General features: G+C 35.3%; 23 protein-coding genes and 1 tRNA gene. 11 read left to right on the forward strand and 13 right to left on the reverse strand.

The genetic code is table 11. The features are described 5' to 3' along the window. Position 1: 1 nt before the first annotated feature. Entirely contained in the window at positions 2-883 is an 882-nt protein-coding gene (locus tag ACQWU4_RS14880) for a hypothetical protein (RefSeq protein WP_429936532.1), read from the reverse strand. Between the two features lie 484 nt (positions 884-1,367). Here ACQWU4_RS14880 and ACQWU4_RS14885 point away from each other — a divergent pair, with 484 nt between their 5' ends. Further along, positions 1,368-1,823 (forward strand): SRPBCC family protein, encoded by a 456-nt coding sequence (locus ACQWU4_RS14885; RefSeq protein ID WP_429936533.1) that lies wholly within the window; start codon positions 1,368-1,370, stop codon positions 1,821-1,823. 98 nt (positions 1,824-1,921) lie between these two features. On the opposite strand, the gene ACQWU4_RS14890 is transcribed toward ACQWU4_RS14885, so the two are convergent. Then, positions 1,922-2,350 (reverse strand): cold-shock protein, encoded by a 429-nt coding sequence (locus ACQWU4_RS14890; RefSeq protein ID WP_429936534.1) that lies wholly within the window; start codon positions 2,348-2,350, stop codon positions 1,922-1,924. A 728-nt stretch (positions 2,351-3,078) separates the two neighbouring features. Here ACQWU4_RS14890 and ACQWU4_RS14895 point away from each other — a divergent pair. The 3 genes from ACQWU4_RS14895 to ACQWU4_RS14905 all read left to right on the forward strand — a co-directional run bounded on the left by ACQWU4_RS14895 (position 3,079) and on the right by ACQWU4_RS14905 (position 5,292). Beyond that, positions 3,079-3,471: a DoxX family protein gene (locus ACQWU4_RS14895; protein ID WP_429936535.1), complete on the forward strand. Its 393-nt coding sequence runs from the start codon at positions 3,079-3,081 to the stop codon at positions 3,469-3,471. Between the two features lie 65 nt (positions 3,472-3,536). Further along, positions 3,537-4,610 carry a sensor histidine kinase gene (locus tag ACQWU4_RS14900; protein WP_429936536.1) on the forward strand — a complete coding sequence of 358 codons (1,074 nt, stop codon included), beginning with the start codon at positions 3,537-3,539 and terminating at the stop codon, positions 4,608-4,610. After that, complete coding sequence (locus ACQWU4_RS14905) at positions 4,591-5,292, forward strand: LytR/AlgR family response regulator transcription factor (protein ID WP_429936537.1); 702 nt, start codon at positions 4,591-4,593, stop codon at positions 5,290-5,292. The genes ACQWU4_RS14900 and ACQWU4_RS14905 overlap by 20 nt, the downstream gene beginning before the upstream one ends. Before the next feature lie 286 nt (positions 5,293-5,578). On the opposite strand, the gene lgt is transcribed toward ACQWU4_RS14905, so the two are convergent. Beyond that, entirely contained in the window at positions 5,579-6,415 is an 837-nt protein-coding gene (lgt, locus tag ACQWU4_RS14910) for a prolipoprotein diacylglyceryl transferase (RefSeq protein WP_429936538.1), read from the reverse strand. 539 nt (positions 6,416-6,954) lie between these two features. Between lgt and ACQWU4_RS14915 the strand changes: the two genes are divergently transcribed. Genes ACQWU4_RS14915 through ACQWU4_RS14930 form a run of 4 tightly spaced genes read left to right on the forward strand, consistent with a single transcriptional unit; the run spans position 6,955 to position 10,173 of the window. Continuing rightward, the gene (locus tag ACQWU4_RS14915; RefSeq protein WP_429936539.1) at positions 6,955-8,448 is read left to right on the forward strand and encodes a hypothetical protein; all 1,494 of its coding nucleotides are present in this window, start codon (positions 6,955-6,957) and stop codon (positions 8,446-8,448) included. Positions 8,449-8,465: 17 nt separating this feature from the next. Then, positions 8,466-9,050, forward strand: a complete 585-nt coding sequence (locus tag ACQWU4_RS14920; protein ID WP_429936540.1) for a DUF6705 family protein — start codon at positions 8,466-8,468, stop codon at positions 9,048-9,050. Then, positions 9,050-9,613 carry a DUF6705 family protein gene (locus ACQWU4_RS14925; RefSeq protein WP_429936541.1) on the forward strand — a complete coding sequence of 188 codons (564 nt, stop codon included), beginning with the start codon at positions 9,050-9,052 and terminating at the stop codon, positions 9,611-9,613. The genes ACQWU4_RS14920 and ACQWU4_RS14925 overlap by 1 nt, the downstream gene beginning before the upstream one ends. Further along, complete coding sequence (locus tag ACQWU4_RS14930) at positions 9,613-10,173, forward strand: DUF6705 family protein (protein ID WP_429936542.1); 561 nt, start codon at positions 9,613-9,615, stop codon at positions 10,171-10,173. The genes ACQWU4_RS14925 and ACQWU4_RS14930 overlap by 1 nt, the downstream gene beginning before the upstream one ends. A 226-nt stretch (positions 10,174-10,399) precedes the next feature. Here ACQWU4_RS14930 and ACQWU4_RS14935 read toward each other — a convergent pair. Beyond that, a tRNA-Leu gene (locus tag ACQWU4_RS14935) sits at positions 10,400-10,479 on the reverse strand. Between the two features lie 66 nt (positions 10,480-10,545). Then, positions 10,546-11,313 carry an MBL fold metallo-hydrolase gene (locus ACQWU4_RS14940; protein WP_429936543.1) on the reverse strand — a complete coding sequence of 256 codons (768 nt, stop codon included), beginning with the start codon at positions 11,311-11,313 and terminating at the stop codon, positions 10,546-10,548. Positions 11,314-11,367: 54 nt separating this feature from the next. Here ACQWU4_RS14940 and ACQWU4_RS14945 point away from each other — a divergent pair, with 54 nt between their 5' ends. Beyond that, a complete protein-coding gene (locus tag ACQWU4_RS14945) occupies positions 11,368-12,795 on the forward strand; it encodes a TonB-dependent receptor (protein ID WP_429936544.1) in 1,428 nt (475 codons plus the stop codon). Positions 12,796-12,808: 13 nt separating this feature from the next. Next, the gene (locus tag ACQWU4_RS14950; RefSeq protein WP_429936545.1) at positions 12,809-13,258 is read left to right on the forward strand and encodes a GAF domain-containing protein; all 450 of its coding nucleotides are present in this window, start codon (positions 12,809-12,811) and stop codon (positions 13,256-13,258) included. 282 nt (positions 13,259-13,540) lie between these two features. Here ACQWU4_RS14950 and ACQWU4_RS14955 read toward each other — a convergent pair whose 3' ends face one another. From ACQWU4_RS14955 to ACQWU4_RS14980, 6 genes are all read right to left on the reverse strand, one after another. After that, positions 13,541-14,278 (reverse strand): ABC transporter substrate-binding protein, encoded by a 738-nt coding sequence (locus ACQWU4_RS14955; RefSeq protein WP_429936546.1) that lies wholly within the window; start codon positions 14,276-14,278, stop codon positions 13,541-13,543. A 22-nt stretch (positions 14,279-14,300) separates the two neighbouring features. Beyond that, on the reverse strand, positions 14,301-15,623 hold the full coding sequence (mgtE, locus tag ACQWU4_RS14960; RefSeq protein ID WP_429936547.1) for a magnesium transporter: 1,323 nt from the start codon (positions 15,621-15,623) through the stop codon (positions 14,301-14,303). Positions 15,624-15,795: 172 nt separating this feature from the next. Next, the gene (locus ACQWU4_RS14965; protein ID WP_429936548.1) at positions 15,796-15,951 is read right to left on the reverse strand and encodes a bacteriocin-like protein; all 156 of its coding nucleotides are present in this window, start codon (positions 15,949-15,951) and stop codon (positions 15,796-15,798) included. A gap of 62 nt (positions 15,952-16,013) precedes the next feature. Beyond that, a complete protein-coding gene (locus ACQWU4_RS14970; RefSeq protein ID WP_429936549.1) occupies positions 16,014-16,202 on the reverse strand; it encodes a bacteriocin-like protein in 189 nt (62 codons plus the stop codon). A gap of 9 nt (positions 16,203-16,211) precedes the next feature. Continuing rightward, complete coding sequence (locus tag ACQWU4_RS14975) at positions 16,212-16,355, reverse strand: bacteriocin-like protein (protein ID WP_429936550.1); 144 nt, start codon at positions 16,353-16,355, stop codon at positions 16,212-16,214. Between the two features lie 384 nt (positions 16,356-16,739). After that, positions 16,740-17,291, reverse strand: coding sequence for a pyruvate decarboxylase (locus tag ACQWU4_RS14980; protein WP_429936551.1), 552 nt, complete (start codon positions 17,289-17,291; stop codon positions 16,740-16,742). A gap of 174 nt (positions 17,292-17,465) precedes the next feature. Here ACQWU4_RS14980 and rpsO point away from each other — a divergent pair, with 174 nt between their 5' ends. Then, a complete protein-coding gene (rpsO, locus tag ACQWU4_RS14985; RefSeq protein WP_048509788.1) occupies positions 17,466-17,735 on the forward strand; it encodes a 30S ribosomal protein S15 in 270 nt (89 codons plus the stop codon). A gap of 55 nt (positions 17,736-17,790) precedes the next feature. Here the strand turns inward: rpsO and ACQWU4_RS14990 are convergent, their stop codons facing one another. Further along, positions 17,791-18,150, reverse strand: coding sequence for a DUF4260 domain-containing protein (locus ACQWU4_RS14990; RefSeq protein WP_429936552.1), 360 nt, complete (start codon positions 18,148-18,150; stop codon positions 17,791-17,793). 138 nt (positions 18,151-18,288) lie between these two features. Beyond that, positions 18,289-19,710, reverse strand: a complete 1,422-nt coding sequence (locus ACQWU4_RS14995) for a sugar MFS transporter (protein WP_429936553.1) — start codon at positions 19,708-19,710, stop codon at positions 18,289-18,291. Between the last annotated feature and the right edge of the window lie 3 nt (positions 19,711-19,713).

Raw genomic sequence — 19,713 nt, forward strand, 5'->3', positions numbered from 1 at the left:
ATTAGAAACCTAGATAAATAAAAGCATTTGCTGCCAAGTTCTTTGGCTCAACAGTTACTGCTGTATTTGATCCTCCTGAGCTTACTTGAACAGCGTGGATGTGTGCTCCTGTTGCATTTGTTGTTTGGACAGATGTAGCAGAGCTTGCATACTGTGCTGTTCCTATAAGGTGATCATATGGTTTATCACCGCGATCAACATAAGTGTGAGTGTGGCTTCCATCCGTGGTAGTAGTTCCTGAGTAGGTAATGTTGGGTAGATTTGATTGTGTAAGAGTAAAAGTTTGAGCTCCGTTGGCAGATAACATGGCAGAAGCTCCTCTTTGTTTTAAATATCTGTCGGTAGTGTCAGGTAATGTTGATACTATAGCCAGTTTAGATGCATTTGCTTGTGCCACTGCAGGTAAGGAAGTTAAGCTTCTGCCGTCCAATTTGTACCATCCCTGGTGATCGGCTGTTGCAAAACTGTAATATACGTCACCAATATTAGGCTGATTGGTATATAATCTATACCATTTGGTACCGTCATTTATGTATATGTTTTCTACGACATCGTTTACTACCGATGTATTGTAGACCACCATACCTTTTTCGTGTTTCAAAAGCGGATCCGGTAAAACCGTACTGGTAAGAGCAATGCGTGGTAATAATAGTCCTTTTGAATTAGAAGATAGTTCTAAGGCTGAATTTGAATTAGGAGTTGTCGTTCCTATGCCTACTTGTGTTTTGAACATACTTGAACAGCAAACTGCTATTAATAATAATTTGTTTTTCATATGATAATTCATTTTATCCTGTTTGTGTTTTATTTTAATTTGTGTTTCGGATAAAAATTTGTTGAATGTATTGGTATGCCGGCCGGCATTGAACCAGTTGGTATTCATTATTTTTTTTCCAAATCATTTTTGTTTTTTTGTGATTAAAATTTAATTTTATATCAGATTTTAACCGTTGAATTTCGAGAAGCATTCATAAAAAAAGTAGATAATTGTATGATATCACAATTTAAATTGCTTTCTTTTTAATTCTGAGACAAACATATTTTATTTATTCATTTTGCAGAAAAAATGAAATATTACATAGATATGACAGTTGATTAAGTGCTTGATTTTCAAAATATAATAGTGTTTGTTTAGGCTGGAAAACTTGCTCCAATTCTATTATAGTCATTATTTGAATATGTTTTAATTGTACATATTATAACTGTTTTACTGATGAGGTTATAAAATATTATAAATAGAAGGGGTGTATTTTTAAATTAAAATAGGTGATTGCTGTTTTGAAAATCAACCGTTTTTACATATTCTTGATTATTCAATTTTGGGTGGAAAATAAATGAATTGGTATTCTTTCTGATATAAAAATGATATGAAGCACCGTCTTTACCGTGAGCAGCAGCTCAACTGTACTATAGAAACAGCCTGGAAATTCTTTTCCTCTGCCAATAATATTTCGGAGATCACCCCGAAAGACATGAATTTCATTGTACTTACCACAATGGAAAATGATGAAATTTATGAAGGAATGCTTATCGATTATTACGTCTCGCCATTATTCGGGATAAAAATGAAATGGCAGACCGAGATCATTAAGGTGGATTTTCAAAAGAGCTTTATAGATTTCCAGAAAAAAGGACCTTACAAACTATGGCATCATCATCATGAGTTCGTTCCCAATGAAAAAGGAGTATTGATGAAAGATACGATTGACTATGAGCTTCCGATGGGGTTTCTGGGAGAAATAGCCCGTCCGCTTTTTGTTAAGAAGAAACTGGAACATATTTTTGATTATCGCTATAAAGTATTGGAGAAAATGTTCAGTTAAGAATGTGAATTTTATCTAAACAATAAAAGCCATCCTCATGGGATGGCTTTTTTATATTTTACAAGATCTGCCATTTGAGCAGATTTGTTGAAGTCTGATTATTTGACTATCTGAATATTAACAGCAGAGAATCCTTTCGGAGATTTTTCTTTCTCGAAAGATACCTTGTTCCCTTTTTTTACAGGTTGTGCACAGCTGTTGTTATGAAAGAAAACATTTTCTTTACTGTTGTCCTCAGTAATGAAGCCATAGCCTTTTTCGCTGTGGAAAGTGATGATTCCTGTTTTTCTGATGTCCTCCTCAATAATCGGAGCTGCACCAAGCTGGATGTCATCAATATTTACTTCCTGTCTCTCTCTGTCTTCAGGAGGGGTAGAGGTAAGTCTTCCGAACTCATCTACATACATAAAAACATCTTCCGCTCCTTTGTTGTTGTTCGTTTTACGTTCTTCGCGTCTCAGCGCTTTTTCTTTTTGTTTTTGAATTTTTTTCTTGAAATTTTCTTTTTTAGAAAAAGAGTCTGCCATAAATTATTTTAGTATTTAATTTTAAATTGTAATATTTGTTTATCCGATCTGCCATTTGCTGTGTAAAGCCTGCAGTAGTCCGTCTGCTCTTCTTTATAAAACGAAACGTCGAAAGCAGTTTTTGTTTTTGGCCGTTCATCAGTAAAAGAAGTGATTTTTTAAAAATGAGGCATCTGAAAAGCGGGAACTGAAAAGAAAGAATTTCTATACTCTAAACAGAGGGCAAAGGCAGAGGCCTATTTATTAATACACAAATGTACGACAATAAACTGAATAAACCTATTTTAAATCATTGATTATCAAAAATGTATTTTCTCTCTGATAAAGTGGAGCATTATTTCATCAAAACAGGTATAATGAAAAAATCCTCAGCGTACTGAGGATTGTGGAAAATAATATATTATAAAAATGAAGTGGTGTATAATATGATTCGTAAAGCAGCAAATGCTGTGCCTAAAACTCACGTATTTTGGATTTTTTTTGAACAAAAGCTGTATTTCAGAGCAGTTATGGAGTGTATTCGGCTGGTATGTAATGGAATATGCTATTTTATGTTAAGTTTCAAAAAATGTAGTTTTTTTTAATTTAACATTTACTGTTTATATGGCGTTGGATATTCGGAATTTATTACAGATATCCATGATCAGGCTTCATTCTTTTATATACGTTTTTAAGTCTTTGATATACAGTGATAATCATTCTTTTTTGTGGTTGTTTAATTTAGATTCATGAAAAATTTCTACCTCCGTTCAGCCCTGTCGGTTATTTTACTGATGCATAGTGTGATATCTGTTTTCAGTGGGGATGTCAATAATTTCGGACGGCTTTATCTTGATACCATAGGCTTCAGTCCTTTCGGGATTTATCTGGCCTGGGCGGTGAAACTTATTCATCTTTTCTCAGTATTCCTGATCTGGTCAGACCGTTATATAAAAGCAGTTTCTGTAAGCAATATATTCATCCTTATTTTAGGAATTTATTTTGTCCATTGGCAGAACGGCTGGTATGTAGTTGGCGGAGGAACCAATGGCATTGAATTCAATGTGCTGTTAGTATGCTGCTTTTTACAGCTTATCTTTACCAGACAGAAAGAAAATGCAGTTGATAGACAATTGCAGTAGATTGGCGGCTGATATTTTTATTTTCAACTGAAATATGGTATTTTGCATAGTAAATCTTATCACACTTGAAGTCAGACAGAAAATCAAAATTACATATCCATCTGCTCTTTTGGATACTGTATTATATTCTGGAAGTCTATCTGGACTTTTACTGGTCAAGATATCAGTTTCCTGATGTGAAATGGCAGATAAGGCTTCAGCATACTCTGATTCTTGAGCTTGGATATCTTTTAATTAAAATCCCGCTGGGTTATGCCCTGCTGTACCTTTATGAAAGGATTAATGCAAAAAGATTTCTTACCTATATCTTCTCTGTTATTAGCCTGATTACTGCCGTACTGGCTCACAGATTTTTTACCCATTATATCATCTATCCTTATATTTATGGAGGTGTAGAAACATTAGACGGAAAACAGCCTTCAGGATTTATCAACGGGCTTGTGGCTTTCAACTCCTTTATGGACCTTATATTTATGGCAGGACTTATCTTCGGGGTTGAAATTACAAGGCAGAAAAACGTGCTGAAAGAGCAGATTTCAAAGTTAAAATCAGAAAAACTTGATCAGGAGCTTACCATGCTGAAAGCTCAGATCAATCCCCATTTCCTGTTCAATACCCTCAATAATATTTATGGAATGGCTCTTAAAAAAGCAGATGAAACACCTGATGTGATCCTGCAGCTTTCCAAAGTGATGAGATATAATATTTATGAAGCATCCGAACGGTATATTTCCATCGAAAAAGATGTGGAAAATATCAAAGATTTTCTCCAGATTCAGCAGATTCGTCACCATGATCTTGTGATCTGTTTTAATGAGGACATTGATGACCCTTCCCGGGAGATTTCACCGCTCATTCTGATTCAGTTTGTGGAAAATGCTTTTAAACATGGAGTCTCTGAAACTTTAGGCCGGAGTTTTATTCATATTGATATTAAACTGACAAACGGGGTTCTTCATTATCATATTGAAAACTCAAAAGAAGAAAAACCTCACGGAAATTCTACAAAAATAGGACTGAAAAATATCCGCCGACAGCTTGAACTGCTTTATCCAAAACATATACTTACCGTTGAAAGCACCAGTGAACAATATATTGTAACCTTAATTATTGATCTCAATGACCCAATCCGTTTCTAAAAAATACAACTGCATCATCGTGGAAGATGAACCGATAGCTGCTGAGATCCTGGAGAATTTTATTTCCAGGGATGAAGAATTTCATCTTTTGGCAAAATGTTCTGATGCCGTTTACGCAGGAAGCATTTTAAACAGGCATGATATTGACCTGATGTTCCTTGATCTGCACCTTCCGGTTGTAAAAGGTTTTGATTTCCTTAAAAAACTGAAAAACCCACCTCTCGTCATTGTAACTACCGCTTACCATCAGTATGCTGTAGAAGGCTATGAGCTTGATATTGTGGATTATCTGATGAAACCGGTTCCATATGACAGGTTTACTAAGGCTATTGAAAAATTTAAATACCTCATGAATGCTGAAGAAGCTCTGTTGGAAGCCGCAGACCGTGAACATATTTTTATCAGCAGCGGGAAAAAGCAGATTAAAATTATCCTTTATGACATCTTTTTTATCGAAAGTTTGAGGGAATATATTCACATTCATACCAAAGCAGGAACAATTACTGTAAAAATGCCGATCAGCAGGATAGAAGAAAGCCTTGATCCTAAAATGTTTGTCAGAATTCACAAATCCTATATTATTTCCAAACCAAAGATTGAAGTACGATCCGCCAGTATGATTCAGGTAAACGGCAAGAAACTTCCGATAGGCAGGACCTATAAGCCGTCTATAGAATTTTAGGTTTTATATTTTATTTATTAAAATCCTTCATAGACCAAAAACTTTATTTGATAGCTGTTTCTTTTTTTCTTCTCCAGTTTTGAGCAAATTTGAACTGTTAAATATCAGTAAGTGAAGATTTCAAAAACAATAACCGAATACAATAATTAGAATATATGTGGATGTTAGTATTCTGGCTGCAGAATACGGATTGGCTTAATGACCTTAAGCCAATTTTTATTTGTACAGACTCAAAAAAAGCCCCTGAAATTAATTAATTTCAGGGGCTTTTATGATATTTTTAAGACTACGAAACTCCTACTTCCTTTCTGTCACGGATGCTTTTAATAATAAAAAACAGTCCCAGAAACAGGAACGGAATACTTAAAATCTGTCCCATATTCAGACTCATTCCTTTTTCAAAATCAACCTGATCTACTTTGATGAATTCAACAAAGAACCGGACAACAAAAATTAATAGGGTAGTGATTCCAAAGTAAAATCCTTTTCCAACCTTAAAGAGATTTTTTGTGTAAATAAAATAGACCAGAAGGAAGATTGTAAGATAGCAGACTGCTTCATACAGCTGAGCAGGATGTCTGGGAATATTATCTACCTGTCTGAATATAAAAGCCCAGGGAGCATCAGACGGGGTTCCTATAATTTCAGAGTTCATAAGATTGCCTAATCTGATAAAGGCTCCGGCCAAAGGTGTTGCAATCGCAATGACATCCAGAACAGTCATGAATTTGATCGAAAATTTTCTGGCATAAATCAGAAGCATAATAATAAGTCCGATTCCACCACCGTGGCTTGCCAATCCAGCATATCCTGAAAAATGATAAGCTCCGTCAGCACCTTTTTGAATAGGAAGGAAGATCTCGATCGGATGCTGGGAATAATAATCAAAATCATAAAAAAGGCAGTGTCCTAGTCTTGCACCAACCAGAATTCCAATAAATGCATAGGAAAAAAGAGCTTCATGGGCCTGGCTGCTCAGGTTTTCTTTCTTATAGATAGTTTTTAAGATCATATAACACAAAACAAGTCCGGCAAGGAACAGCATTCCGTAATATTTTAAAGGAAACCCGGCAATATTGAAGATTTCGGGACTTACATCCCAGTTGATGTATAATAAATTCATTGATGATAATTGTAGAATTATTTTTTCAGGGGCAAATATAGCAGGATATTGCCGTTTTTAAGGAATGGAAATAAATCTTTAGGATGTTTTCGGGGAAAATATCATGTTTTGGAGGATATTTTTTCCTCATTCTAATTTAGCTTAAGATGAAGAATAGCAAAGGAAATATCATACACAATAGAATAGCTTCACTTCTCATTATTTTTGCATTTATTTCATAATAAAATAATGAAAATTTATCGGAGTTGTGCTAAGTATCATATAATTACGACAGGTTCTGTCGCTGTGTCGTTATATTTTTATATGAAAAAGACAGAAACAATTTAAAAAATATTATATGAGAATACGTAACCGATCCGGGTAAAAAGACTTATTATCTAAAATATCGTGTTTTCCCCCATATCAGGAATTCACAATTATTTTTAGATTCGTGCACCGGTTTTCAAGGCTTATAAAATAATTTGTCTGAGCTTTTTAAACATCACGTCATGGTGATATGAAAAATTTAATTATATTTAACGCTTAAACACAAAAAGTTAATGAGAAAAAAAATTACTCTCAGGCTACTTCTATTAGTAGCCCTCAGCGCTTCGCTGTATTCCTGCAGGAATGATTATTTTCCTGAAAAAGAAACCGTTAACAATAGCAGTAAATTTCGGCTCACTTCAAAAACCATTCGTTTAGAAGATACTAAACATAAAGTATTGCTTGGAGAGGAAGTGCAGAAAGTTCAAGGTAAACTGGGTAAAAACGGAAACGGTGTTTCTGTAGATACAGACCATGTGATCTACATTGAAAACGGACCTAATTATTACACGTATACTTTTAGGATTGTGAGGGAAAATGCTTCCGCAGATGCTCCTTTAGAAAATCTTGTTTTATCGCCGCTTCCTGATGGCAGTTATAAAAGGCTGCTCTTTAGCTATAGTTTTACACAGGCCGAAAAACAAAGTCTTCTTAATGGTATTCCGGTAGATACAAAAGGTAAAACTACTATTACAGATCTGGATGCCCCTTCAGCTTCTTCTAAAGTTGGTATGTGTACATATACCGAAGAAACGATTTGGCATGAATGCAGTGAAGGAGTACATAACCAATCCAATGTTTTTGCATGGGGAGAATGTACAGCCGATGTGGCACCATCTGCATATACTATTGCCTATTGGAACTGCGGAAGCGGTGGTGGCAGTGGAGACGGAGGAACTGGAACGGATACAGGTGATACCGGAGGCGGCAGTACTCCGGGATCCGGAGGATGTGAGGCAGAAGGTTTTGAAAACCCAACCGATCCTGTAAGCAGTCCGGGACTATGTGGAGGGGGTGTTGTTACACAACCTAATGTAGGGAATAATACTCCTGAAAACCCTTGTGAGAAAACTAAGAGCACACTGGCAAAGCCGGAAGTACAGGCAAAAATTTCAGCATTGAAATTGCAGGCCCAATTACCTGCGGTAAATCCTAACGGTGGCGAGAACGGATTTAAAATAAATACCAACGGCAACATAGCAGATGCTTCGCAAACCTCAAAGCATGAGGTAGACTATGGTGATCTTTCAAGTTCTTATGGAGCATATCATAACCATACTTTAAGAGGGACACATATGCTTTCTCATCGTGATATTGATATTCTTTTAACGCTAGTTAAGCATAATTCTATCACTGGTCCGTCCGATGCTTTTCATGGCATGATTGCTGCAGAGCAAGATGGGAGTGGAGGGTTTGTTTATCTTAATTATATAATACGTTTTAATGGAAGTTATCAGGAAGCTGTTGAGCATAGTTTTACAGATGAAAAGCTTGATGATATAAAGAAAAAATATGAAAAAGCAGCAAGTGAATTAAAATTAGATGCTTTAAATACTAATGATGGTGGATTTACTTTAAATATGGAAGGCTTGCAAAAACTTTTCTTTGAAGGTGTAAAACTTATGGAATTGGAAAATAAAGTAATTTTACAAAGAATAGATGGTAATAAAGTAGAAATAATCAGTTTAAATAGTGATGGCTCAACAAAAGGCATTCCTTGTCCATAATTTTAAAAACATTTATAATGAAAACAATATATTATCAATTTTTAGTATTATTTATAGCTATTACAACAGTAATATCATGTAATGCACAAACACTTCCTTTAAATACAAAATTAAAAGATATCACAACAAATTCATATTTAAAAGATTTAAATAATGAATTAGATTCTTATATAGGAAACTATCAAGGTATTTTTAATGGAAGTACAATTACACTTTATATTACAAAAGAAGATCACAAATATTTTAATTTAGATAATTTGAAATTTTATCAAGATGTTCTCATTGTAAGATATGTAGTGAGAGATTCTACAGGTTCAATTCTTCAAAATACTCAGAACATAAATTTCACTACTATGAAGGAAAAAAATCTTATTCACAGTCTTGGAACAAATCCAAATCTAGGTATGGTTGTATTAAGTTATAATGGGACAAACTGTGATATTGGATGGGGAAATATTTATTTAAAAAAACTTAATAATACTCAAATCTCATGGCGTTATTATGCTGAAACTGTCACAACATCTAGTGATAGATGCTCTCCAAGCTTAGATAAAATAATCTATCTTCCAGAGGGTGAAAACCTGATCTTTACTAAATTGTAATGAGAAGCTGGATATTTATTTTTTTAGGATTGTTTGTGTTTTCCTGTAAAGCACAAACACTTCCTTTAAATACACATTTTGATAACCTACCATTAAATGCTTATTTGAAAGATTTAAATAATGAACTTGATCCTTATATTGGAACATATCAAGCCAATATCAATAGTAATCAAATTACTTTATATATCACCAAAGAAGATCATAAATATTTTGATTTAGGTGATATAAAGTTTTATAAAGATGTCCTTATAGTAAGATATTCTGTAAAAAATTCTTCAGATATAGTTCTTCAAAGTACACAAAATCTAAATTTTACTACTATGAAAGAAAAAAATCTTATTCATAGCCGAGGTACAAGAATGAGTATGGTTGTATTAAGTTACAATGGAACAAACTGTGATATAGGATGGGGAGATATTTATTTAAAAAAACTTAATAATACTCAAATCTCATGGCGTTATTATGCGGAAACTGTTGCAACATCTAGTGATAGATGCTCTCCAAGCTTAGATAAGACAATCCATCTTCCAGAGGGTGAAAACCTGATCTTTACTAAATTGTAATGAGAAGCTGGATACTTATTTTTTTAGGATTGTTTGTGTTTTCCTGTAAAGCTCAACAATATTCATTAAATACCGATTACGAAACTATTCCAAACAATTCTCACATTAAAGATCTTAATAATGAATATGATAAATTTGTTGGAACATGGAAGGCTACATTAGGAAATAAAGAAATCTATATTTATGTAACTAAGCAGGTGGATAGACCAATAAGTCGATTAACAAAACATTTTTTTAGAGATGTTTTATTAATTAGATATAAAGTTTTAATTAATAACCAAATAATAGAAAGCACAGTGAATTCTTCTAATGATAACACTAATATAGTAAGTATGGGAACAGAAATAGATAATTCAGTTGCATTTAGTTATGAAGGTGGAAAATGCACTGTAGGATGGGGAATAATTAATACTGAATATATTGACCCTTCCCATCTGAATTGGCACTATCAACCTCAATCAACAGTTATTACAAATAAAAACTGTTCAGATTATCCAGCTGGTGGCATAAAAATAAATTTGCCTTATGAGCCTGAGAATATAGTTTTTACTAAACAATAATAATATAAACCGCCTATTGGCGGTTTTTTTGTGCTTTGCCTACAAAAAAAGAATAGTTGAAATAATATTGAAATAAAATACTTCAGAATTAAGCAAAACAAGCATATTATCTTTCTATCTATTATTTAGAAAACTATATTTTTTTGAAAAGTTGGGAAAATGTCGGTAAAATATAATGTAAAAAAGGTTTAAAAAATTGAAAATCAATTAATTAAACCTTTTTTTGTACCCAGGACCGGGATCGAACCGGTACTCCTAAGAACTGGTGTTTGAGACCAGCGCGTCTACCAATTCCGCCACCTGGGCTGCTTTAAATTGGTGTGCAAATATAGAAACTTTTTTTAATGTTCAAAAGCTTTTTGAGAGAAAATTTTAAAATTCTATCTCCAGACCATCGTAAGCCAGATGCATCCCTTTCGGAAGATCCTTATCTTCAATATCATGCAGTCCCAGATGATGGCTGATGTGTGTTAGAAATAATTTTTTAGGCTTAAGCTCTTTAAACAGGGCGATCACATCAGGAAGGACAAAATGGGCAGGATGCGGATCAAACTTTCTGATGCAGTTTAAAATCAGTACATCCAGGTTCTGCAGTTTTTCCTTTTCTGTGTCTGAAATAAAGTTGGCATCCGTAATGTACGCCAGGTTTTTAAATTTATATCCGAAGACCGTAATTTTATAATGAATTACTTCAACAGGAGTGATCTCCGTATCTAAAACGTGAAAAGGTTTATTTTCAATTTCATGAAGTTCAAAAGCCGGAGCACCCGGATATCTTACGTCTGTGAAAGCATAGGGAAAACGTTTTTTGATCTCGTTTCCAACTCTCTGATAGCAATAAACAGGCATATCTTTTCCACTTTTAAAAATAAGTGGGCGCATATCATCAAGCCCGATCACATGGTCGTTGTGTTCGTGGGTAAGAAGGGCAATGTCTACATTATTTTCATGGTTGAGAAGCATCTGTTCTCTGAAATCCGGTCCGCAGTCGATCAGTATTTTTCTACTTTCCTCTGTAGTAATCATTACTGAGGAGCGGAAACGCTTGTCTTTGGGATTTTTGGAAGTACATACTTCACATGTACAGCCTATAACGGGCACACCTTGGGAAGTACCGGTTCCTAAAAATTTCAACTTCATTTTCTTTTGAGGTTGGTTTAATTTTGGTAAATTTACGAAAAATTTTACGTCCTAATGTATCAGAAACTTACTCCGAAACAAAAAGCATTGACAATTAATCTAGATCCTAGTATTTATGGTACTTTCGCAGAAATTGGAGCAGGGCAGGAGACTGTTCGTCACTTTTTTAGAGCAGGAGGGGCTTCCGGTACAATTGCTAAGGCAATGTCTGCTTACGACAAAGATTTTAGTGACGCCATTTACGGAAAGGAAGCAAAAAACAGGTATGTTACCCAGAACAGGCTCCGTAAAATGCTCCGTTATGAAGTAGCATTGATTGAGGAAAGGATTTCTAGAGAAAACAATCCAAACAGAAAATTTTTCTCTTATGCCAATACGGTTACTACCATTAATTTCGATAAGACGCTGAAGGGGCACGGTTGGGTAGGAATCCGTTTCCAGACCAAAGAAAATGAAGATTACAATGAAATTGTAATTCACGTAAAATTCAAAGAAAATGATGCTACCCTGCAGCAGGAAACTTTAGGAAATCTGGGTGTAAACCTTATCTTCGGCGCTTTCAACTATTACGACAATCCACGAACTTTAATTGAATCCTTATACGACGACATTGCAAAAGACGGTCTTGAAATTGACATGATCGATTTCAGCGGTCCTGCGTTTGACTATGTTGATAACAGATTGATGTCTTTACAGCTCGTGAAACACGGAATGACAGATGCTGTGATCTTCAACTCTCAGGGAAGCAATATGCTTCCTGCCGATGTTTTATACAAAAAAAATATATTCGCGGTAAGAGGAAGTTTCAGACCTGTGACGAAAGTGAATATCGACATGCTTAAAAACGGTCTTGAAATGTTCCAGAAAGATGCGATCTGTACTCAGGAAGAAACAGAGGTACTTATTGAGATTACTATTTCAAACCTTAGAGCGGATGGTGATATTGACGAAAGAGATTTTATGGACAGGGTTGACATTCTCGGAAAGCTTGGCTATACCGTAATTATTTCAAACTTCTCCGAATATTACAGACTAATTGATTATTTTGCATCCTATACGAGCGGAGATATTGGTGTTGCTATGGGAGTAAATAACCTTCTGATGGTATTTGACGAGAAATATTATAAGGACCTTTCAGGAGGAATTCTGGAAGCATTCGGGAAGTTCTTCAGAAACGGGATGAGGGTGTATCTTTATCCTTACAAAGATCCTGAAACCCACGAATTACTGGATTCTTCAAATTTAAAAGTAGAAGAAAACTTAAAAGAGCTTTATAAATATTTCAAGCACAACAACCGTATTGTAGATATTACCAACCATAATCCTGAGTTCCTGGAAATTTATTCAAGAGAGATTTTAAGAAAAATTGCATGCTGTATTAAAGGCTGGGAAAACCAGGTTCCTGAAGGTGTTGCAGAAATGATAAAAGAGCGTGGAATGTTCGGCTATAAAGAAGAGCTTTCCCTCAAACAATTCTCCTAAAAAACAAAATAAAATGTCAGAAATAAAGAAAAGACTTTCTTCCATTCTTGAAAGTCCAAAACATAATACAGAAGAAAAGCTTGAAAAGGTATGTCACCTTTTGGATCAGGAAATTTCTTACTTCAACTGGACAGGATTTTACTTTAAAAATGGTGACAAAGATGAACTGAAATTAGGGCCTTATGTAGGAGCTCCTACTGATCATACTATTATTCCTTACGGAAAAGGAATCTGCGGACAGGTTGCCGTTTCCAATGAAACATTTGTAGTTCCGGATGTTCATCAGGAAAGCAATTATTTAAGCTGTTCCATTGATACAAAGGCTGAAATTGTGGTTCCTATCTTTAAAGACGGTAAAAATGTGGGTCAGATTGATATAGATTCACACAAAATTGATCCTTTTACCGCTGAAGACCGTGAATTGCTGGAATGGCTTTGTAATGAGGTTTCCAAGATTTTGTAATTGAAATTTCATTTGAAATATAAAATAAGCTCTGATCTGGAATCGGAGCTTTTTTTGTTTGGATCATTGGTGGGAAGCCACTGAAGGTTGATTTAGCATGGGCTTTATTACGGTTTTAACCACCCCGTCAAAAATTCTTTGAATTTTCGCCACCCCTCCAGGGGAGGGGAATTTTGATCCGACTAATTTTTGTCAATGTGAAAATCAAAGATTTTCAAAAAACTTAAGTGGTCTTCTTTGCTATCCGGATAATTGCTTATAAACCTTAAATATTTAAAAAGATCAACGCTGCATGGTATGAATCTCAGCAAGCAATTCATTAAAGTAATCTCCACATTTTGCAATATGGGTACCGTACCATGAAAATGCTTCGCCATCCACGATCATAATCTTTTTATCAGGATAAAATGCCTTCATTTCCTCAATATGTTTTTCTTTGAAAGGAAAAGGTTCGGAAGAGAGCATGATAACATCTGCATCAGCAAGATCTTTCATCTGAATTTCAGGATAACGGGTTTTATCTTTAAAAATATTTTCAAACCCGATCTCAGACAGGATTCTGTGTATAAAAGTATCTGAACCGATGGTCATATAAGGATTTTTCCAGATGAGATAGGCAGCTTTTACTGTTGAGTCGAGTTTAGCCTGTTCCAGAACCTCATAGATCTTGAGATTGAATAATTGTGCTCTTTCCTCTTTATTAAAAATATTTCCGAGAGTTTTGAGAAGGTAATAATTGTCTTCAATGGTTTCCACATTAGTTACTGTGACTTTAAAATCATTCATCAATGCTTCTACTTGTTCTTTAATATTTTCCTCTTTATTGGCCAGTATAAGATCAGGTTTCAGAGCTTTGATCTTATCAATATTAATGTTTTTTGTTCCGCCGACAACAGATACATTTTTTACTTTATTTTCAGGATGGATACAGAATTTTGTCCTGCCAACAACTTCATTTTCAGTAAGGCCAAGATCAAATAACGCCTCTGTGATGGAGGGTACAAGAGAAACAACTTTCATATTCAGACTTTGTCTGCCTAAATTACAAAAGTTTTCCTGTCAGGAAAAGTCCGGCAACGGAAAAATAAATAATAAGACCGGTAACGTCTACAAGGGTTGCTACAAAAGGGGCAGAAGAAGTAGCCGGGTCAAGATTCATTTTTTTCAGAATAAAAGGAACCATAGAGCCTGAAAGTGTTCCCCAGAGAACAATCAGAACAAGAGAAACAGCGACACTTAAGCCTACATAAGGCCAGTATATTCCATAATTGAAGAGTCCTATTTTATGCCATATCAGGATTCTTAAAAAGCCAATAATACCGAGAATACCTCCAAGAGCCAGCCCGGTGAAGATTTCTTTCCTCATGACATACCACCAGTCTTTAAGTCCGATTTCCTGAAGAGCCATCGCCCTGATAATAAGGGTTGCAGCCTGAGAACCAGAGTTTCCTCCACTGGAAATAATCAATGGAACGAATAAAGCAAGTACAACTGCTTTCTGGATTTCATCCTCAAAATAACCCATTGCAGAAGCGGTCAGCATTTCCGAAAAGAAAAGAATGATCAGCCATGTTCCTCTTTTTTTGATCATCTCCATCAGGGAAGTCTGCGTATATGGATCATCCAATGCTTCAAGACCCCCGAATTTCTGAATATCTTCGGTATTCTGCTGCTCAATCTGATCAAGAATGTCATCAATGGTTACAATACCTACAAGAACACCTGCTTCAGTAATGATGGGAAGGGCAGTTCTGTCGTATTTTTCAAAATAGGTTACTGCATCTTCTTTTGAAGTGGTTGTGGTTATTGCAACAAAGTGATTGTCAGTTATATCTGATATCAATGTATCTTCTTCAGCCAAAAGTAAGCTTCCCAGGGCTATATCGTCAATCAGGCGGTTTCTTTCATCTACTACATAAAGGTGGTTCATGGTTTCCACTCTTTTTCCTACCTTTTTGATTTGCTGTAGACATCTTTTCACTGTCCATTCCTTACGGATCTGAATATAATAAGGGGTCATCAGACGCGCAATGGAATCTGAATCGTACCCTAAAAGTTTCAGGGCAATCCTTCTTTCCTGTGGATTAAGATGATTGATGGAATATTTAATCAGTTCATCCGGGAAGTCTTCAAAAAGGGAAGTCCTGTCATCCGGTGTCATTCCGTTCAGGATCTCCGATACTTCCTCACTTCCGATACTTCTGATGGTATCCTCTTGAAAATCAGGATCAAGATGGGAGAAGACTTCTGCTTTGTATTCTTTCGGAACTTTTAAAAATGCCAGAAGCCTCTCATCAGCATGAAGGTTGCTAAGAGTTTCGGCAATATCGGCAGGATTAAAGATAAGTTCGTCTCTGGAATTCAAAACGTGAAATTTTTGGATATGCAAAAATAACCCAAAAAATTAAGACTGTAAAGGAAAGCGGTAAAATTAAGGATTAATTAAAGATTAAAATACATCAGAATATCTTTTTGGAAATAAAAAAAACACCCGCCGGAGCAGATGTTCAAAAATTAAATTTTAATTCATAAAATCCCTATAGTTGGTCAGGCTCTAAGCATTTGAATGGTGAACATGTCCCATTACAGCACCATCCGACAGAACATGGTCTTGTCGGGCCACATTGGCCATAATAGACTCCGCCATTAATCTGTCTTTGCTGCTCTCTGTTAAGTTTTTTTAAATTTTTCATATTGTATAGTTTTAATTTGTAGAACTGAAAACTGGAAAAACTTTATTTATAAAGTACTTATATTATTCGAGAGGTTCACACATAGGATATGGTGAAGCAATACAACTTCCGCCGTCACAGCATTCACCTGGCCAGCATTGTGATGAAGTGCTGCATTTTCTGACAATCCCACTTCCTTTGATTGTTTTTTGTTCTTTTCTGCTGAGCTTTTTTAGATTTGATTTTTTCATATTAATTAAATTTGGATTCATACAGATTAATTAAACCTCAGGACACATGTAATCTACACACATATAGTTACAGCACCATCCGATAAAGCACTGATCATGGCTGATGCATTGCTTGATTATTCCTCCATTGACTTGCTTTTGTTTTTCTCTACTGAGCTTTTTTAAATTTTTCATATTGTATAAGTTTTAATTTGTAGAACCAAAATAATAAAAAATATTTAATTATTCACTATGTTATGAAAATAAAAATCTGATAATCAATGTGTTTGGTAGTGTGTTTGGTTTTGTGAAATAAATAATTCAATATTAAAAAATGCTAAATAGCCTTGAATTTGAGAAAAATAATATCCTTATATACGGATTTATCTGAATAAAATAAATGAATTACCAGGGGAAAAAAGATTTATTAATTAACAGCCCAATTGACATTGACCTGTGCAGCAGAAGTGACAGTTTAAAGTTAAAAAAAACGGGGATTATGTAATGAACAGTGAATTGCCAATTGTGGACTTTATCAGTCTTAACTATTGATTTGCAAAGCAAAATGACCATTCATCATTATAACTCTGCTCCGGTTGAAGATTTCAGTTTTCTGAGTTTTTTCAGAATATCCTTTATCGCACCATCAGTCCCTATTTTAATTGAGTTTACTGTGGAGCCCAGAAGACGTATATTTTTCCGGTAAGTATCATAATCTGCCTCCGTAATCAGGTTTCCTGCTGCATCAAAAAGCTTCATACTCACTACAACCTGGTTGGAAAATACATATTTGCCGATTCCTACTTTGAAATATCTTACTTTGGGAACAACAGCAAAATCAGCATCATTATTGATACAGTAATCCGTAATGGTTTGTTTTTCAATATTATCAAAGGGAATTTGAACTTCGGCTCTGAGCATTTTATTCTTTCTTCCGCTGAAATTATCGGAAACGGCGCTGAAGAAAGCGAGATTGGTAGGCTCTTTAATTTCCTCAATATCAGGATCTACCTCGGGATTGAAGTATAAAATCTTTTTCGTCTTGCTATCGGCATTTTTCTGTGCTTTCACCGAAATAACACCGACCAGTAAAAAAGTGCTGACAGCTGTAAAGAATATAATTTTTCTCATTGTGTAATTCGTATGCAAAATTACTGCCTTTTCGCCGGATGACATGCAAATTATTAAGAAATTTTTAACATTTTTTTCTATCAAATTTGATATATGAAATCAATAATGTTTGCTGAATTAAAAAATAGTTGTAATTTTGCACCCGTTACATAATAATCATTAAACAATATTGGAATGTACTTAACAACAGAAAAAAAGCAGGAAATTTTCTCAAAACATGGAAAATCTGCACAGGACACAGGAAGTGCTGAAGGACAAATCGCTCTTTTCACTTTCAGAATCAACCACTTATCTCAGCACTTAAAAGCTAACCGTCACGATTTCAACACAGAGAGATCTCTAGTGAAATTGGTAGGTAAGAGAAAAAGTTTACTAGATTACCTTAAAAACAAAGATATCGCAAGATATAGAGCAATTATTGCTGAACTAGGTTTAAGAAAATAATCTACAAAGATTGTCAAGATAAGCAGTTTCGAAAGAAGCTGCTTTTTTTATGCCTTTACTTTTTTTCCTTTCCGATTTTCCCTAAATGTGTATTCTGAAAACTATCCGGGTATTTCAGCCCATAGCCCAGTATTCTGTCAAATGAGGAGTGTGCAAACATAATTGCTCCCACCATCTGAAGATAGGGGAGAGACAGGGCTGTTCCGGCAAGATAGATTATTATAGCCAAACCGAGATGATGAAACAGGTTGTAGAAAAATGCACCTGTCTTATTATTAAAAACATACCCGAGCATAGAAAGGTCCGGGGCGAGAAAGAGGCCAGCAAACCACCACCACGAAAGCTCTGTCTGCCCAAAAGCAAATATTCCAAGCAATAAAAAAGCAAAATATTCCAGCTGTAACTGAATCTTCATAACAAAAGATATTGATTATCTGATAAGTATCTGACTTATGATAAAAGTTACACTTTAAAAGGGGATTAAAAATAAAAGTGAGACGTTTTAGAATCGTCCCACTTTAAATCATTAATTAAAATATTGCTTTTAAATACATTAATGCCCCGATTGGGCTTCTGTATTTTTAATATGTCCCAAATATTTACTGCAATAAGCTCCGAAGATCAGAATCACAAGATAGCAGAAAACAGGAACAATAAACGAATGCTGTACTCCCAGCTGATCTGCAAGGTATCCCTGGAAAATAGGAACGATAGCACCTCCTAAAATGGCCATGACAACCAAAGACGATCCCTGACTGGTGTATTTGCCTAAACCTGAAATAGCCAGTGTATAAATATTGGAAAACATGATGGAATTGAAGATCCCGATTCCTAAAATACTGTACATGGCCAGTTCACCCTGATTGACCATTGCAGAGATAAGAAGAAGAACATTCACTGCTGCAAAAATGGATAATGTCCTTGCCGGAGCTGCTTTACCGATAAAGAAAGCAATAAAATTGAGGACTATAAATGCAATGAAAAAGCTGATCTGTGAAAAGCTTAAATCTACAATACTGAAAATCACAAGGAAAACAGCTGCTGCTGCACCCAACATATAAATTGCTTTTTTCCCCTGGCTTAATGACTGATTCAAAGAAATAGCCCCAAGAAAACGCCCGATCATTGCACCGCCCCAATAAAGGGAAAGATAATTTTTACTGATAATTTCATTAAAGCCCATAATCTGAGGCTGCTCAAGAAAGCTGATGATAAAACTTCCTACCGCCACTTCTCCGCCTACATAGCAGAACATGGCAAAAACTCCGAATTTCAGATGGCTGAACTGAAGAGCTCCCCAGCCTTTTACAAGCTCTTCTTCCTGAGTCTGGAAAGAGGGCAGTTTTACTCTTGAAATTAATAGGGCAACCAGTAAAAGGATGCCTGCAAAAATCAGATAAGGAATTCTGGTGGCCACTGCGCTGAATGAACCGTCCGGAGCTGAAAAGAATTCAAAAATTAAATGTCCTCCGAGAACCGGTGCAATCGTTGTTCCGAATGCATTAAAAGCCTGAGTCATATTCAGACGGCTGGAAGCAGATTCTCCGCTGCCAAGCAATGAAACATAGGCGTTGGCCGTAATCTGAAGTACAGTAAAGCCCAATCCCAGAATAAATAAAGCACCCAAAAATAAAGGATAGTAAGAAAAAGTAGCTGCCGGGTAGAATAAAACACAGCCAAAAGCTGCGAGAAAGATACCGAACATAATTCCTTTTTTATACCCTGCTTTATTAATTGGATCGCCTTTTGAAATTGAGATCAGGAAATAGATCAGTGAACCGATAAAATAGGCTCCGAAAAAGCAGAACTGTACCAGCATCGATTCGAAAAAGGTAAGTTTGAAAAGCTGTTTCAGATAAGGGATCAGAATATCATTCATGCAGGTGATGAATCCCCACATAAAAAAGAGCAGGGTGATTGTGATTAAAGGAATGGTGTAATTCCTGCTCTGTGTTTTTACTTCTTTACTGTTCATAAA

It is taken from the genome of Chryseobacterium sp. MIQD13 (genome assembly GCF_050496705.1).
Lineage (GTDB): Bacteria > Bacteroidota > Bacteroidia > Flavobacteriales > Weeksellaceae > Chryseobacterium.

Coding starts and splice junctions, on each gene's coding strand:
- ACQWU4_RS14880 (WP_429936532.1), bottom strand. CDS start 883: ATGAATACCAACTGGTTCAATGCCGGCCGGCATACCAATACATTCAAC.
- ACQWU4_RS14885 (WP_429936533.1), top strand. CDS start 1,368: ATGAAGCACCGTCTTTACCGTGAGCAGCAGCTCAACTGTACTATAGAA.
- ACQWU4_RS14890 (WP_429936534.1), bottom strand. CDS start 2,350: ATGGCAGACTCTTTTTCTAAAAAAGAAAATTTCAAGAAAAAAATTCAA.
- ACQWU4_RS14895 (WP_429936535.1), top strand. CDS start 3,079: ATGAAAAATTTCTACCTCCGTTCAGCCCTGTCGGTTATTTTACTGATG.
- ACQWU4_RS14905 (WP_429936537.1), top strand. CDS start 4,591: ATGACCCAATCCGTTTCTAAAAAATACAACTGCATCATCGTGGAAGAT.
- lgt (WP_429936538.1), bottom strand. CDS start 6,415: ATGAATTTATTATACATCAACTGGGATGTAAGTCCCGAAATCTTCAAT.
- ACQWU4_RS14915 (WP_429936539.1), top strand. CDS start 6,955: ATGAGAAAAAAAATTACTCTCAGGCTACTTCTATTAGTAGCCCTCAGC.
- ACQWU4_RS14920 (WP_429936540.1), top strand. CDS start 8,466: ATGAAAACAATATATTATCAATTTTTAGTATTATTTATAGCTATTACA.
- ACQWU4_RS14925 (WP_429936541.1), top strand. CDS start 9,050: ATGAGAAGCTGGATATTTATTTTTTTAGGATTGTTTGTGTTTTCCTGT.
- ACQWU4_RS14930 (WP_429936542.1), top strand. CDS start 9,613: ATGAGAAGCTGGATACTTATTTTTTTAGGATTGTTTGTGTTTTCCTGT.
- ACQWU4_RS14940 (WP_429936543.1), bottom strand. CDS start 11,313: ATGAAGTTGAAATTTTTAGGAACCGGTACTTCCCAAGGTGTGCCCGTT.
- ACQWU4_RS14945 (WP_429936544.1), top strand. CDS start 11,368: ATGTATCAGAAACTTACTCCGAAACAAAAAGCATTGACAATTAATCTA.
- ACQWU4_RS14950 (WP_429936545.1), top strand. CDS start 12,809: ATGTCAGAAATAAAGAAAAGACTTTCTTCCATTCTTGAAAGTCCAAAA.
- ACQWU4_RS14955 (WP_429936546.1), bottom strand. CDS start 14,278: ATGAAAGTTGTTTCTCTTGTACCCTCCATCACAGAGGCGTTATTTGAT.
- ACQWU4_RS14965 (WP_429936548.1), bottom strand. CDS start 15,951: ATGAAAAATTTAAAAAAACTTAACAGAGAGCAGCAAAGACAGATTAAT.
- ACQWU4_RS14970 (WP_429936549.1), bottom strand. CDS start 16,202: ATGAATCCAAATTTAATTAATATGAAAAAATCAAATCTAAAAAAGCTC.
- ACQWU4_RS14975 (WP_429936550.1), bottom strand. CDS start 16,355: ATGAAAAATTTAAAAAAGCTCAGTAGAGAAAAACAAAAGCAAGTCAAT.
- ACQWU4_RS14980 (WP_429936551.1), bottom strand. CDS start 17,291: ATGAGAAAAATTATATTCTTTACAGCTGTCAGCACTTTTTTACTGGTC.
- rpsO (WP_048509788.1), top strand. CDS start 17,466: ATGTACTTAACAACAGAAAAAAAGCAGGAAATTTTCTCAAAACATGGA.
- ACQWU4_RS14990 (WP_429936552.1), bottom strand. CDS start 18,150: ATGAAGATTCAGTTACAGCTGGAATATTTTGCTTTTTTATTGCTTGGA.
- ACQWU4_RS14995 (WP_429936553.1), bottom strand. CDS start 19,710: ATGAACAGTAAAGAAGTAAAAACACAGAGCAGGAATTACACCATTCCT.